This is a genomic window from Leptotrichia wadei, from assembly GCF_007990545.2.
Classification (GTDB): Bacteria; Fusobacteriota; Fusobacteriia; order Fusobacteriales; family Leptotrichiaceae; genus Leptotrichia; species Leptotrichia wadei.
This window is the reverse complement of sequence record NZ_AP019829.2, coordinates 667223-684500: the sequence shown is the minus strand read 5'-3', so window position 1 is coordinate 684500 and position 17278 is coordinate 667223. Positions and strand designations below refer to the sequence as shown.

Genomic DNA, 17278 nt, shown 5'->3' with positions numbered 1-17278 from the left:
TTAATTTCTATTTTTTCTCAAATATTCATGAATAGCCTTCGCAGCATTTCTACCTTCACTAATTGCCCAGACAACAAGTGATTGCCCTCGTCTTACATCTCCTGCGGCAAAATATTTTGGAGCAGAAGTTTTAAAGTCGATGACATTTGCACTAACATTTCCACGCCCATCTAATTTAACTTTTGAGTTTTCCAAAAGTCCTTCAAAATATGGATGTAAAAATCCGATTGCTAAAAAGACAAAGTCAACTTTTATTATTTCTTCAGAGCCCTCAACTTCCCTAAATCCAAGTCTTCCATCTTCATTTACAAAACTTTCAACTTTTGCGATTTTTACTCCACAAAGGTTTCCATTTTCATCTTTTACAAATTCTTTTGTTGTAACATTCCATTCCCTTGGGTCATTTCCGTAAACTTCTGTCGCTTCCTTGTGAGAAGTCGAAGTTTTTAGATACATTGGAAATTGTGGCCAAGGATTTTTTGATGTACGAGTTTCAGATGGCTTATTTAAAATTTCAATTTGTTTTACACTGGCAGCACCTTGTCTTACAGAAGTTCCAACACAGTCAGAACCAGTATCTCCACCACCGATTACAAGCACATTTTTATCTTTCACATCAATTTCCTCGTTGTACAAAGGAATATTATTTACTTTTCTGTTTTGCTGAGTCAAAAAGTCCATTGCAAGATAAACTCCTTTTGCTTCTCTTCCTTTGATATTCAAATCTCTAGCTTGTTTTGATCCGCAAGACATAAGAATTATGTCAAACTCTTTTTCCAGTTCTTCGTTGGAAATATCTTTTCCAGCTTCAGTGTTGTAAATAAATTTAACACCTTCTTCTTCCATAAGTTTTACTCTTCTGTCAATTATTTTCTTGTCAAGCTTAAAATCAGGAATTCCAAGTGCGAGTAATCCTCCAGCTCTTTCACTTTTTTCGTAAACTGTCACATTGTACCCAAATCTGTTTAAAGTTTGAGCAGCAGCAAGTCCAGATGGTCCACTTCCAATTACAGCAATTTTTTTATCAAATCTTTTTTTAGGAGTTTTTGGTTTTACCCATCCATTTTCCCAACCTTTTTCAATAAGAGCAAGTTCAATATTTTTAGTAGTTACAGGTTTGTCATTTTTTCCTAAAGTACAGCTTCCTTCACAAAGTGCTGGACAAATTCGCCCAGTAAATTCAGGAAATGGATTTGTTGACAAAAGCAAGTCCAAAGCTTTTTTCCATTCACCGTTATAAACTAAATCTTGCCATTCAGGACAGTGGTTGTCGACAGGACAGGCCCAGTGGCAAAAAGGTACTCCGCAGTCCATACATCTAGCCGCTTGTGTTTTTATATATTCATCGTTTAAAGGGACATCAATTTCATTAAAATCTTTAATTCTGTCAGAAATTTCCCTAATTTTTTTTTCTTCTCTATGTATTTCTAAAAATCCACCTAGTTTTCCCATTTCTAAGCCTCACCTCTCTCAAATATTTCTTTAAATTCAGGTGCAATAACAACTTTAAAGTTTTGTTTTTCAGCTTCCCAATTGTTTAAAATTTCCTTTGCAACGGCACTTCCTGTATAATTAAAGTGTTTTTCCACATAAGTTTTTATTTCATTTTCATAAACTTCGTTAAGTTCGTCAAAATCGACCATTTCTTTATTCAAATTTTTCTCAAAAGTGTTGTTTTTATCATAAACATAAGCAATTCCACCACTCATACCAGCGGCAAAGTTTTTCCCAGTTTCTCCTAAAACAATAGCACGACCTCCAGTCATGTATTCACAGCCGTGATCTCCAACACCTTCTACAACAGCAACTGCTCCAGAGTTTCTAACACAGAATCTTTCTCCAGCAACTCCGTTTAAATAAGCTTCTCCTCTGATAGCACCGTATAAAATGGCATTTCCTCCAATTATATTTTCATCTGCTTCGTATTTAGAAACTTCGGGTTTTTTAATAATAATTTTTGCTCCAAACAGTCCTTTTCCGATGTAATCGTTTGATTGTCCAGTCAAATTATATGTAATTCCTTTTGCTCCAAACACACCAAAACTTTGTCCTCCGATACCTTCTAAATTCAACGTAATAGTATCATCTTCAAGTTTATATCCACCAAATGTTCTAGCAATTTCTCCACTTAACATCGCTCCAAAACTTCTGTCAAAGTTTTCGATTTTTTCATTAATTACAGTTTTTGCGACATTATTTTTATCACTTTCAAAAGTTGCACTTGCAAGTTTAATTAATTTTCTGTCAATTATATTTTCCATTTTAAAGTCTTGATTTTGAGTTTTTACATTTGGGCTGTCACTATTCTTGTTAGTGTAAAGAATTTTTCCTAAGTCTACATTTTTTACTTTTTCTAATTTTGAAGTTTTAGAAACCTCCAAGAATTCATCAGCTTTTCCGATTAATTCATCAAGTTTTGTAACTCCAAGTTCTGCCATAATTTCTCTTGCTTCCTGTGAAATAAATCTAAAGTATCTAATGATATTTTCATATTGTCCGGTAAATTTCTTACGAAGTTCTTCAGACTGAGTTGCAACTCCAACTGGACACATATTTGTATGACATTTTCTCATCATAATACATCCTAAAATTACAAGTGGCATTGTCGCAAATCCAAATTCTTCAGCTCCTAAAATCGCTCCAATTACTAAATCTCTACCTGTTTTTAATTTTCCATCAACTTGAAGAGTAACTCTGCTTCTCAATTTATGTTCCTTTAAAATTTGGTGAGCTTCAGAAAGTCCTAATTCCCAAGGTAATCCAGCATGTTTAATTGAAGATAGTGGTGATGCTCCAGTTCCTCCGTCATGTCCAGAAATTAATATCATTTCAGATTTTGCTTTTGCAACTCCAGAAGCAACGACTCCAACTCCAGCTTCAGACACCAATTTAACACTAATTCTAGCTTTTTCATTTACATTTTTCAAGTCAAAAATTAGTTGTGCCAAATCTTCGATTGAGTAAATATCGTGGTGTGGTGGCGGAGAAATTAAGCTGATTCCAGGCGTTGTATGACGTGTAGCTCCAATTTCCTTATTAACTTTAAATCCAGGTAATTGTCCACCTTCTCCAGGTTTTGCTCCTTGAGCCATCTTAATTTGTAACTCATCGGCATTTACCAAGTAATCTGTTGTAACTCCAAATCTTCCAGATGCAATTTGCTTTGTAGCACTTCTTCTGTTATCCAGAAATCTTTTAGGATCTTCTCCACCTTCTCCGCAGTTAGAACGACCACCAATTGTATTTAAAGCTCTTGCAATCGCTTCATGAGCTTCCTTTGAAATTGACCCGAATGACATTGCTCCAGTAACAAATCGTTTCATAATTGCTTCAACTGGCTCAACTTTGTCAATTGAAACAGGTTTTCTGTCAGAATGGAATTTTAGCATTCCTCTTATTGTAAGCAAATGCTGACTTTGGTCGTTTACAATTTTTGCAAATTCCTTGTAAGTATTATAGTCATCTCTATTTGCGGCATCTTGAACTTTTGAAATCGCATCAGGAGTCAAGATTCTATTTGTTCCTTCCTTCATCCAAGAATATTCTCCATCCACATAAAGTGTTTCAGCACCAAGATTTATGGAGTCAATTGCATCATCAAAGTTATTTAGCACTTCATCTTCCAATGTTTTAATTGTAAGCCCTTCGATTCTTGAAACAGTTCCTGTGAAATATTTTTTAACTAACTCAGTTGATAATCCAACAGCTTCAAAAATTTGTGCTCCTCTGTAACTGTCAACAGTTGAAATTCCCATTTTTGACATGGTTTTCAAAATTGATTTTTTCTGAGCTTTCAAATAGTTGTATTGCAAATCCTTTATTTCAGATTCATCGGCATTCAAGTAAAGTTTATTTTTTACCATATATTCAATTGAATCAAGTGCCAAGTAAGGATTAATCGCAGTTGCACCGTATCCGATCAGCAATGCAAAATGCATAATTTCTCTAGCTTCCCCAGTTTCCACTAAAATATCAATTTCATTTCTTTTTTTATTTCTAATTAAATAGTGATGAAGTCCAGCAACAGCAAGTAAAGCTGGAATTGCCACATTTTCAGTATCAGCATTTCTGTCAGATAAAATAATTGACTTTATGCCGCTATCAATCGCATCTTCAGCAAGCTTAAATATTTTATCCAATCTTTCTTCCAAGTTTTCAGTTGGCTTGAAAGTAATATCTAAAATAGCAGGTTTTTTACCATCTCTTTCATAATTTTTCAAAAATTCCATAGTCTTGTTGTCCATAATTGGTGAATCCAAAACTACAGTTTTTCCAGCTTCAGGAACTTCTTCTAAAATATTTGCTTTTCTGTAAAGCTGTGTTCTAAGCGACATAACAAAATTTTCTCTAATTGGGTCAATTGGAGGATTTGTTACTTGTGCAAACAATTGTTTAAAGTAGCTGTAAAGCAATTTTGGCTTTTTGGAAAAAATAGAAAGTGCTGCGTCATTTCCCATTGAACCAAGTGGTTCTTGCCCAGTTATAGCCATTCTTGAAATCAAGATGTGCAAATCTTCCCTTGAATAGCTAAATAATCTTAATTTGTTGTAAATGTCATCTAAATCGCTATTTCTGTTATAATCAAAATTAGCTTCCTTCATCAAGTCATTTACATTTTTCTTATCTTTAATCAACTTTTTAAAATCTGTTCCATTTAAAACTTTTTCATTAACTTCGTCATCGTTATACAATTTTTTCTCTTCCAGATCAATTACAAAAACTTTTCCAGGTTTCACTCTCCCACTTTGGACAATATTTTCAGGTTTAATTGGTAAAGTTCCAACTTCAGAACCAACTAACATCTGATTGTCATCAGTTAAGATATATCTAAGCGGTCTAAGCCCGTTTCTATCAAGTTTTGCAACCAAATATCTGGAATCAGTCATAATCATGGCCGCAGGTCCGTCCCAAGGTTCCATTAATCCTGAATAATAGTCATAAAATGCTTTTAAATCTTCAGATTTAGTATGATCCTTCTCCCAAGCCGCAGGAACTAAAATTGAAATTGCTTCCATCAAAGTTTTTCCAGAAAATACAAGAAGTTCAATAACGGCATCAAGATTAGCTGAATCCGACCATTCTTCATCATTTACAGGAAATAATTCTTTTATATCTTCATAGTTAGGCGAAGATAGTGCAATTTCTCTGGCTTTCATCCAGTTTACATTTCCTTTTACCGTATTAATTTCTCCATTGTGTGCCAGAAATCTGAACGGATGTGCAAGTTTCCATGCTGGAAAAGTGTTTGTACTGAATCTTTGGTGAACTAGGCAATAAGAACTTACAAGCTTGTCTGATTGCAAGTCAATATAGAAGTTCTCAATTTGGTCAGGTTTAACTAGACCTTTATAAATTATTGATTTTGAAGATAATTTTGTTATGTAAAATTTATCTTCAGTGTCGCAGTTTGCTTTTTTTACAGCATTTTCAATTTTTCTTCTCAAAATATAAAGATTTTTTTCAAAATCTTCTTTTGATGAATTTACTCTTTTTATGAAAAGTTGCCAGACAGATGGCATTGTAGATTGCGCTTGAACTCCAACGGCATCTTTTTTTATAGGAACTTCTCTCCAAGTTAGGATTTCATCTTTTGAGTTTTTCACAGTTTCTTCGATAATTGCCTTTATTTTTTCAAATTCTTCTTTTACAGTTGGGAAAAATATGTTTCCAACCCCATAATCTCCAAATTCAGGAAGATTAGGAATAATTTCAGCAAAAAATTCGTGCGGCACTTCAAATAAAAGTCCAGCTCCATCTCCAGTATCTGAGTCATATCCTTCCGCTCCACGATGTTCTAATCCAGCTAAAATTCTTATTCCGTCTTTTACGATTTGATTAGTTTTCTTGTTGTCAATGTTTGCGATAAATCCCATACCGCAGTTGTCTTTTTCAAAATACGGCTCATAAAGTGAATTTTTAGAAAGCTCATATTTTTGTGATTTTACATTTTGAATGTTATTATCCAAAGTCTGTACCTCCAATGTTTTAGATGTTCTCATAAAATATTTTCAAATAAAATATCTTACCCTAATATATGAACCAATTATACATTTCACATAATTATTTTGCAAACATAAAAAAAGATTTGTAAACCAAAGTATTTATTTATAAAAAATGTATATAAATATGGTAAATACTAAACTTAAAAAGACTTTTCTTTATAAAATACTATCAAAATTTTCATTTGACTTATAATTTTACACATTGTATAATAAGCTTATGAATAGTTTTGAAAGAGTTTTAGAAAAGTGTATTTTACACATCTTAATTATTTTTACACATTTTCAATCTTACAAAAAATGAAAATCTTAGAAATTTAGGAAAGAGGTAAATTTATGGAAAATGCTATGAAAAGTTTTGGAGAGAATGTCTTTAGGGACAGCAATCTTAAAAAAAGAGTTTCTAAAGAAGTTTTCAAAGAATTTAAAGCATCACAACTTGGTAAAACAGAATTATCGAAGGAAACTGCAGAAGTAATTGCAAATGCTATAAAAGACTGGGCAACTAAAAGAGGAGCAACTCACTACTGTCACTGGTTTCAGCCACTAACAGACTTGACAGCTGAAAAACACGACTCATTTTTGGAACCAACAGAAAGTGAAGAATTAATTTACAAATTTTCAGGAAGCAATTTGATAAAAGGTGAGCCTGATGCTTCATCATTTCCAAATGGAGGACTTCGTAGCACATTTGAAGCAAGAGGGTACACAATTTGGGATACAAGTTCATATCCATTCATAAGAGAAAATAAAAATGGAGTTACATTATACATTCCAACTGCATTTATTTCATTTACAGGTGAAGCTCTGGATAAGAAAGTTCCTTTGCTAAGAACAATGAAATATATAAGCGAACAATCACTAAGAGTATTAAGAGCATTGGGAAATACAACTTCAAAACATGTATTTAACACACTTGGAGTTGAACAGGAATATTTCTTAGTTAAAAAAGAAATGTTTGAAGCAAGAGACGATTTACTTCTTACTGGAAGAACATTATTTGGAGCACCAGCACCTAAAGGTCAGGAATTAAGCGACCACTACTTTGGAAAAATTAAAGATAAAGTTATAAACTTTATGAGTGATGTCGATGTAGAACTTTGGAAATTAGGAATTCCATCAAAAACTAGACATAATGAGGTTGCACCAAACCAATTTGAAGTTGCACCATTATTTTCAGTTGCAAACTTGGCTTCAGACCAAAACCAGATTATAATGGAAACAATTGAAAAAACTGCATTAAAACACGATTTGGTGGCATTACTTCACGAAAAACCCTTTGACGGCGTAAACGGTTCAGGAAAGCATAACAACTGGTCGCTTGGTACTGATGATGGGGAAAACCTGTTTAGTCCTGGAAAAGAGCCTAAAACAAATAAAAAATTTTTAATTTTTGTATCTGCTGTAATTGAAGCTGTGGATAGATATTATCCAATGTTAAGATACTCAACTGCAACTGCTACAAATGACCACAGATTAGGAGGACACGAAGCACCTCCAGCAATTATTTCAATCTTCCTAGGTGAAGAATTGACAACAATTTTAGACAACATCGCCAACAAAAAAGATGCACCTGTGTCAGAAGCTTCAGAAGTAAACTTATCAGTTGATGTGCTGCCAACATTCAGCATGGACGCAGGAGACAGAAACAGAACTTCACCTTTTGCCTTCACAGGAAATAAATTTGAATTTAGAATGCCAGGTTCAAGCTCAACTCCAGCAACAACAGCGGCAGTAATAAATGCAGCAGTTGGAAAAGTATTGTCAGAGTATGCTGATAAACTTGAAAAAGCGACAGAAAAAACTTTGCCAAAGGTAATAAACGAAATCATCGCAAATGCCTACAAAAAACACCACAGAATTATTTTCAATGGTAATGGATACAGTGAAGAATGGGTTAAAGAAGCAAAAAGAAGAGGGCTTACAAACGAAGTTTCGGCAAATACAGCACTTAGAAAAATGCTTGATCCTGAAATTTTAGAATTAGTAAATGAAATAGGAATGTTATCAGAACAAGAATCAGCGGCAAGATACAATGCCTATGCTGAAAGATATGTAAAACAGCTTAGCATTGAATCAAGAACATTAATTGATATCGTAAACAAAAACATTTTACCATCAGCATTAAAATTTGCAAATTTATTGGCAGACCATATTGAAAAAAATTCAAAATATGGAAAAGCCTTTATAAAAGAGCAGGAAGAATTGTTAAAAGATGTTTTATCAAATGTAACAGCATTAAGAAAAGAAACAAAATCACTTGAAAAAGAAATTGCAAGAGTTTCAAACGAGGAAGATCTTTCTAAACAAACTGATTTAGCAAAAGAAAAATTAATATCAGGACTTGAAGCATTGAGAGTTCCTTGTGATAATTTGGAAAAAGTTATTGAGAAAGACTTATGGAAATTCCCAACATATACTGATTTATTATTTAAATTATAATAAAACAATGGCAGGGATAATTTTCCTTGCTTAAATAATTTAAAAAGTAAAGACAATTTAAAAATAAAAGACTATTTCAATATGAGATAGTCTTTTTTATTTCCTTATCCATCAAAAAAGAACAGCAAAACCTAAGTTCTACTGTCCTTAATTTTATTCAAGCTTTTAACCCAATATTTGAATGTGTAAAATCTTGTTTATCCTGAATTTTTTTTAATTCATACAATCTTTCACATTAGTAAATAGCTCTGAATCCTATTCCACCTCTAACATTGTTACCTTTAGTGTCATATCCTCCATTTACTGTTACTCCAAATCTTGTGTTATCTACTCCGATATTCAAGTCAAATTTACCGCTTCCTCGTCTATCTTCTTTTTCACCTCTTATTCCGAACCAGTCGGCATTTGTATATCTTACTCTTCCTTCATTATTTACGTTTCCTACTTTTCCTAGTTCGTCTGTATAAGCGGCTGTAAGTCCAACTGACAAGTTTGTTCTTACTGCTAATGGCTGTACGTATTTAAATTCAAGTCCAACTTCTGGTTTAACTGAGAAATAGTCATTTCCTTTTACTTCTAATCTCATTTCTCCAGAATCTTCCTTAATTTTATTAAATCTTCCATATTCCATCTTTAGTGCTCCATAAGGTCTTAAGTGTGTTCTTTCACTCATTCTTATATCATATCCTAAATCTGTCTTAAGTGCTGCACCGTATGAATGATAATTTGATTTTGCTTGGAATATGTCGTCTACAACTAGATATTTACGTTTCATATTATTGACACCTGCAAATATATCTCCACCAATTGTCCATTGTAATGATCCATTATAATCTTTCTTAGGTGACATTGTTTTAAAGATTCCTGCTTTAATTTGAGTTTGTTCTTCTCTTGAATGTCCAATATCTTTAAATTTAAATCTATTTGTTACAGCTCCAGCATACCATCCTTGAGAGTTACCCATCTTAATTTTTTCGTCTTCATGAACATAAGCTACACCGTAAGCATTGCTTGTATAGTCAATGATTCCTGCTGTGTCAGTATTGTATTCATCTCTTGCACCAAATATTTTAATCTTATTATTTTGTTTAGATGGATTTCTCCAGTTGTCTTTTAAATATCTGAACTCTTTATCCAAAATATTTCCAGTTGCATTTATTCTCATTTGGGTATTTCCATATTGATGTCCCATCATTTCATCGAATGCTTGATATAACAATACTTCCTCGTTGTTTCCAATTCCATTCAATTTGCTGAATATCTGTCTTTCCCTAGTTCCTAAAGCTTCTACTCCGTATCTTTGTTCCAATCCATCTGCAAAGTTATACGTATCTAAACTGTTTATAGGAGTGCTTTCTCTTCCAGCCCATTCTGTATATGGCACTTTTGCCATATATAGGCTTGTTATTGAACCGTCATTTGGATCTAGTGTTGGAGTTGCAATCCATCCTATTGATCCTGAATATACGTTCCATTTGATGTTCGGATTGCTCAGCATTGCTGTCTTGTATGGATTTATTATGTTAGGATCGTTTACTAATATATATTTACTATTTGTTGATTCAGCCGCTTCATTACCAATAATCAAGTCTGCTTCACTTGTCAAGTTTTGTAATCCATCTATTGATTTTGTGTAGTCAACTCCTGAGGTATTTACATACAGTCCGATGCTTGAAGCTGACACTGATATTGGATTTCTTCCTGTTGTGTTTACTACTACTGGTGTTTGTGGAACTCCATTCGCTGTAATTGTAGCTGTTTGTGCTCCTGCTGGTGCGTTGATTGCTACTCCACCTACTCCTTTTCCTGTTTCAGGTACTGTAAATTTATATATCATATTTCCATCTACATCATTATTATTTGTTTTAGAAACACCGTTTACTGTGATTGTTCCGTAGTTTGCTACCGTTCCACCTTTCAAGTAAACACCCACACCATTTTTAGCATTTATGTTGATTGTTGCACCTTTACTATTTATCAATTTAGAATCTTTTCCAAGATACACTCCTACTGTATTTGTGTAAGTTCCTGAACCAGTCGTAATTGATTTATTATTAATTGCTGTCGCTCCATTATCAGCGTAAATACCTGTTGTGTTGCTTGCATTCAATACAATATTTCCATCATTTGTTGCTGTACTTCCTGCTCCACTTGCATACATACCTATACTGTGTTTTCCATTTACATTAATTGTTCCTTTATTTACAATGTTTCCTGTATCAGTTGTAGAATATCCTGCACCCATACCTATTGAATAAAGGCTGTTTGCAACATCAGATGCCCCTACAGTAATTGTTGCATTATTTGTCGCAGTTCCACCTTTAATACTGTAGATTGCCACACTTCCTTTTCCACTTGACAAGTCAATGTTTCCATTATTTGTTACTGTTCCTGCTGAATAAATTCCATAGTTTTGTTCTCCGGTAGAAGTTATTTTTGTAGAGTTTGTCACAGTTCCTGCCGTATCATTTGAGTATAGGTACACGTTGTTATTTCCAAGCCCAACATTTGAGATGCTCGAAGTTATTGTATTTCCTTTTCCAACGTTTACAAATCCAAATGAATTATTTCCAATATTGAATGCTGTTCCACTGTTTGTAACAGTTTGTCCGCTTCCCACTGTGTAAACTCCAACTGCCTCATCCGTTCCAGTTGTAATTGTTCCTCCTGTCAAATTTACGTTTCCGCTTTGAGAGTAAATTCCAACTGCAGCATTTCCTATCTTCAGGTCTCCTGAATTTTCTACATTGTGTCCATATACTCCAATCGTATTTTTTCCAGACTCTATTTTTCCTGTATTTTGCAATGTTACACTATTATGATCTGTGTAAAGCCCGACATTAGGACTTGTAATTGATGCTGAATCTCCCAATGTAATTGTTCCGCTGTTTTTAGCTGTATATCCTGGTGTTCCTGTTGCATAAATTGCTGTATTTCTATCACCTGTCATTGTGATTTTTCCTGCATTTTCAAGCACTATTCCTGAACCAAGTCCCGCATCTGGTTTGTAGGAAATCGCAACTGAATCATTTCCTGTTGTTTCTATAGTTCCTGTATTTTTTATTGTCTGTGTCTTAGTTCCTTCTGAATAAAGTCCAGTCGAATTTGAACCAATTGTAATCTTACCTGCATTTTCAATCAATGAATCATCAATACCATAAATAGCAGTTGATTTGTCACCAATTGTCATAACTCCTGTTGCTTTATTATACAATTCTCCAAACTTAGCATACATTCCTGTAGAACCTGTACCACTCAAGCTAATTGTCCCTTCATTTGATAAAACAACATCATTTCTATGATATAAAACCTTATCATTTTCTTGTGCCATTGCAACTTGATCAGCTTTTGTTCCTGTTATTGTTTTAGTATTTGCATTTGTTATTGATGAATTTGAAATTTCAAGCTGATTATATGCATCGTTAGCATCATCCAAGTTTACATCCTGATTAATTGTCAGTTTACTTAAATACAGCATAAATGTCTTATAGTCAGTTCCATTTATATGTGCACCCGTAGCAGTTGAAACTGTATTTCCAGTCGTATCAGACAGATTCATCTTGACATTTTGTGCAATGAACAGTCTTGAACCGCTGTTCATATTCAATGTCAGGTTACCTAAAGTTGTACTTGTACCATTTCCAAAGTTACTCTTTGCCCAGTTTTCAATCTGAGATTTTCCAAAGTCTCCACCATTTCCTACATAAAGAAAAGCATTACCTCTCTCGTTAGGTGTAGTTCCACCTTCAATAGTTGCCGTCATAGTTCCATTTATTAAAACTTTTCCTTGGTTTGCATTATCTGATCCTGTATAGAACAGCAGTGACTTTTGTCCTGTAGTTGCAGTTCCTGTTCCTGTCAATGTCAATGTAGAACCTTTTTCAGCATCATAGTTTACTGCTCCTTCGTAGGCTTTTACTGTGTGATTGTTAACATCTAATTTAGCATTTTCACCAGTATACAGTCCAACTGATTCTTGTCCTTTTACATTAATATCAGCATTAATCTTGTGAGTTCCATCACTTACAAGTTTTGAATCTTTACTTACAATAATACCATAAGAACCTTGTTTCTTCTTATTAGCACCTTCCATATATTCATAAACTCCAGCAGATGTTGATGTTCCATTATTTACAGTTACTGTACCATCATTTTCTACTGTTACTTCAGCCTTACCAGTATCATTATCTCCGACAATTATTCCCGAAACTCCATTTCCTGTAACTGATACATTTCCACCATATTTTAAAGAAGCCGGAGTTCCAGTTGATGAACCATTAATCAATATACCTGTTGATCTATCTCCTGATACAGTTATATTACTATTTGATCCTAAAGTACCTTTTGGATTATATATAGTTCCTGATAATTCATACTTATTCAAAAATACTCCGATATTTTTTGTAACTCCACTTCCAGTTACTGTTATTGTTCCATCATTATTAAGTACTCCACCTAAAGTAGACATTCCAATAGAATTTTTTACATCACTAGCAGTTATTATCTTACCACCTGTTCTATTTGTAGCTGTAGATAATCTTGCCAATTGTCCAATTGCAAACTTCCCTTTTAAGCTAATTTCACCAGTAGTATCATTTATTACTTCAGCATTTGAACCAACTGCAGTGCTTCCTCCATGCCCAGTTCCATAATCAGCTCTCATTGCTACGTTCATAGGTTGATCTGTATCAACTTCATCTATATCTGAATCTATTTGAATTTTATTTTTATTTGTCATATCTGAATCTATATTAACAAACATTCCTAACGAATTTTGTACATTTTCAAGTTTAATAATACCTGTTGACTCATTTATAGCTTTTCCTCTAGCCATACTTACATGATTTAGAACACTTGTATCTTCCATAAGAGCCATTGCTGCTGAATTATCTGCCTTATCATTACCATCAGGGTTTTTTCTAAGTTCTATAGTTCCTGCATTTATCATCGAAGGTCTGTCATTAGAGCTTTTTTTCGCAGCAAATTTCATCCCGTAACTTTCTTTACCACTCATACTGATTGTTCCATTTGAATCATTTTTCATAATAACATAACTTTGATCATTTGGAATATAGGTATACATCCCTATTGAACGTTCTCCACGAAAGTCAATTTTTCCAGCATTTTCTAATATTTGATTTTTTTGATCATAGCCTTCTGCATTTTCATACACTTGTGCTATTCCCACTTTATATCCTACATAACCATCATCACTTCTTTTTACATGATAAACACTGCTAGCAGGTCCATAAATAGTTTTATATTTTCCAGCTCCTGCTCCTGTTGTGTCATAAGGCATATCTTGTATATATTTCTCTTCTCTCTCTTTAATATCAGTAATTGTTCCTTCATTTTTTAGTGTAACTCCATTTTGTTGTGATACCAAACCTAAGGTTAAGATTCCTCCTAAATTTAATGTTTTACCATTTGGGAAAACACGATTACCAGAAGATAGATTATCTATTTCCCAAAATCTTGAACCACCTATAAAGAAATATTGCTTATTCTTATTTAAAGTAGGTGTGATATCTTGTGGATCTGAAATTGGATCATCAAATTCATTTCCAAAATTATATGAGTTAAAATAATATGTATTTCCCCCAGGAGTAGTATTTCCAGCCACTAAAGTTCCTTGAGGACTATTTATATCACTAGTTGTTTCTTCTGCATACATTTTAAAAGCATAAGACTGTTCAGCAGGAGTATGACTACCATCTCTCCAAGTATAATGCAACCAAGCAGTTGTATTTTGATTACTTAGTGCGTTTGGTAAAAAACCATTTTTAGTTCTTTGTCTTGGAGTAATACCTCCCCCATTTCTCCAATCATAACTATTACAGTTACTATTACAATCTGCCCCTAATATTACTGCAAATGTTGGTGGATTTGGAGTAAATGGATCTTTTGGAATACTAATAACTGGTTTTGGCGGAGTAAAGCTAATTGCCTCTGGCAATGTAGGTGTAACCGCCGTCTTATCTGCTATTCTTATTGCTGATTTATTTATGCTTCTTGGACGTATCCCTGCATTCACTTCAAATGGTACGATTGGCTCCTTAACAGGTTTGAAACTTGCTACACCGTATCCAGCTGCTGAACCTGAGGCAGAGTTTGGTTTTCTATTTCTGCTTAATAATCCGTATTTGTCACTATCTGGCGAAACTGTTCTTTCATAAACATCCGAACTTCTTTGGAATACTCCTTCATATGGGTATTTTTCTTTTTTATCTCCTCTACCTTTATAAGTTCCATGCCAGTCGTTGTAGAAATAATTCATACCAAATTGCCAGCTGCTCCAAGGTGCTTTTACAACATGATCTCCTTGTTCCATTAATTTGACAAGTTCTAGATTTGTATCTTTTAATAATTTTTCATTTTCACGTCTTGTTTCTTTGACCTTTTGATGTAACCCCTTTATTGAAGATGAAATCTCTTGTTTCTGAGCTTCTATGCTTTTGCTTGTAGTAGTTGTTGCAGGAAACAGATTAGTTGTGATTGATACCATTCCAGTCATTAAAAATATAATTAATGCAGAATCTGTATACTTGAAATCTTTCGTTCTTTTTGCAAATGCTCTTAAATCTTTTGAAATCTTTCTAAGATTATTTGTCATTTTGACTCTCACTCCTTACTTAAAAATTAAAAATTTTTGCAACAAAAAAATATTTTCATATTTAACAAATTAAAATTTCAAATGATGATAGTTAATGATTTGATTTAATTTTAAAATTATATAAGCTTTTTGTTAAATATATATTATTATGTTTTTGAAACTTTTATCTTAACAATTTCTAAACTTCTACATTAAAATTACATAAAGCTTAACGGGAAATTGGGTAGTAATTAGAATTTTATACCAAATTAATAAAATATTCTAAAGTTCAAAATTTGGCTTTTTTGTAGTAATTTTTTTGGTGTTAAGCCTCGTAAAAGCTAAATAAGTTATGTTTTTAAATTAGATTTTTTTATAATCTTAAATATAATTTTCTATAAATTTAAATTTATCTAAATTATAAATTTATACTTATTTTAATTGATTCCAAATAAAAGTTTTGAAAACTCGTTGCTCTTTATTTTACCAAATTTAACAAAAAAATACAATAGTTTTCCAAAAAAACTTTCCCAGCAAAGAATAAAAAACTAGTATCTTTAAATAATTAAAATATCTTTTAATCAAATTTAATCATTAAGATAGATACTTAAAAATCAGATTTGATTTTTTTAACAAAGCTATCTAATTAATCATTAAAGAATTTTATTATTATTTTTTAAATAGGGCTTACATTGGATAATAATATAATTTCACATAAAAAAAACTGAGAAAAAAATCCCAGTTTTACAATTATTTTTTTATTCTTTATTTTAACAAAGTGTTTCTTCCACTTTCTTACTTAACTCTTCCACATATTTATCCACAATTTCCTGACTTTCAGCTTCAACCATTACTCTTATTAATGATTCTGTTCCAGAAGCTCTCACAAGGATTCTTCCTTTTCCAGCGATTTCCTTTTCTTTTGCCTTGATAAAGTCAATTAAGTCCTTATTTGATTCCCAAGTAGCTTTTTTTTCTTTTGCAACTGTAATATTCTTAGAATTTTGTGGCCATAATTTAATATCTTTTACAAGTTCATGTAAAGTTCTTCCACTTTCTAAAATAGCTGCAACTAGCTGAATTGACGATAATACCCCATCTCCAGTTGTATTGTAGTCAAGCATTAAGATATGCCCAGATTGCTCTCCACCAATGTTTAATCCATATTCCTTCATTTTTTCAAGAACATATCTGTCTCCAACATTTGCACGAATTAATCCGATTCCCTTTTCATCCAGATATTTTTCAAATCCCATATTACTTAGAACTGTAGTTACAACTTTATTATCATTCAAAAGTCCTCTGCTTTGCATATATTCTGCAATAATTGCAATAATCAGATCTCCGTTTATAATTGCTCCTGTATTGTCAACGGCGATTAATCTGTCGGCATCTCCATCGTAGGCAAGTCCCAAATCAGCCTTGTAAACTTTGACTACTTCTTGAAGTAGTTCTGGATGTGTAGATCCGCAGTTTACATTGATATTTTTTCCATTTGGAATATTATTAATTACAATAACATCTGCACCTAGATTTTGAAATACTTTTGAAGCCACTCTATATGCCGCACCATTTGCAGTGTCAATTACGATTCTTAATTTTGAAAAATTAGTATTCTTAACTGTAGAAGTCAAGTAATCCAAATAGATTTTCATATCATCTTCCACATATTTAAATGTACCAAGGTCATCTCCTGCAACTTGATGCTTTTGAAGAAGTTCATCCTTTTTCCCCATTAATTCTTCCAGTTTTTCCTCAACTGCGTCAGGCAATTTATAACCATTTTGACTAAATATTTTTATTCCATTATCCTTTACAGGATTATGTGAAGCTGAAATCATAATTCCCGCATCAGCCTTTAATTTTCTAGTCAAGTAGCAAACTCCAGGTGTAGGCAGTACCCCAACAAAGTCAATATTTACACCCATAGAATTTAATCCTGCTGTAAGTGCCGAACGAATCATATATCCTGAAATTCTTGTATCTGTCCCAAGAATAACCTTTGGTTTCCCAGCTTTTTTTCTATGTTTTTTTAAATAATATCCAAGAGCAAGTCCCAAACTTGTAACCAAATCAATTGTCAAGTCCTTATTAGCTTCCCCTCTCATTCCATCAGTTCCAAAATATTTTCTAGCCATTATTTTCCCTTTCTATTTCTTAGTTTCTCATTTTTATTTTCACATTCAAATAATACATTTATTAACTTTTATTTGATAAAACTTGATACTAAACAAATAAATTATAA

The 17278-nt window shown here is 32.9% G+C and carries 5 protein-coding genes; 1 reads left to right on the top strand and 4 read right to left on the bottom strand.

Translation table 11 applies throughout. The annotated features are described in order from the left end of the window. Together FVE73_RS03150 and gltB are read right to left on the bottom strand one after the other, a co-directional pair. Positions 1 to 1452: a glutamate synthase subunit beta gene (locus FVE73_RS03150; RefSeq protein ID WP_018499794.1), complete on the bottom strand. Its 1452-nt coding sequence runs from the start codon at positions 1450 to 1452 to the stop codon at positions 1 to 3. A 2-nt stretch (positions 1453 to 1454) separates the two neighbouring features. After that, positions 1455 to 5966 (bottom strand): glutamate synthase large subunit, encoded by a 4512-nt coding sequence (gene gltB / locus FVE73_RS03145; RefSeq protein WP_018499795.1) that lies wholly within the window; start codon positions 5964 to 5966, stop codon positions 1455 to 1457. A gap of 369 nt (positions 5967 to 6335) precedes the next feature. On the opposite strand from gltB, the gene FVE73_RS03140 reads away from it, so the two are divergent. Beyond that, entirely contained in the window at positions 6336 to 8441 is a 2106-nt protein-coding gene (locus FVE73_RS03140) for a glutamine synthetase III family protein (protein ID WP_018499796.1), read from the top strand. A 235-nt stretch (positions 8442 to 8676) separates the two neighbouring features. Here the strand turns inward: FVE73_RS03140 and FVE73_RS03135 are convergent, their stop codons facing one another. Both FVE73_RS03135 and glmM read right to left on the bottom strand, forming a co-directional pair. Beyond that, the gene (locus FVE73_RS03135; protein ID WP_018499797.1) at positions 8677 to 15054 is read right to left on the bottom strand and encodes an autotransporter-associated N-terminal domain-containing protein; all 6378 of its coding nucleotides are present in this window, start codon (positions 15052 to 15054) and stop codon (positions 8677 to 8679) included. A 749-nt stretch (positions 15055 to 15803) separates the two neighbouring features. Next, positions 15804 to 17171, bottom strand: a complete 1368-nt coding sequence (glmM, locus tag FVE73_RS03130; RefSeq protein WP_018499798.1) for a phosphoglucosamine mutase — start codon at positions 17169 to 17171, stop codon at positions 15804 to 15806. Positions 17172 to 17278 lie beyond the last annotated feature (107 nt).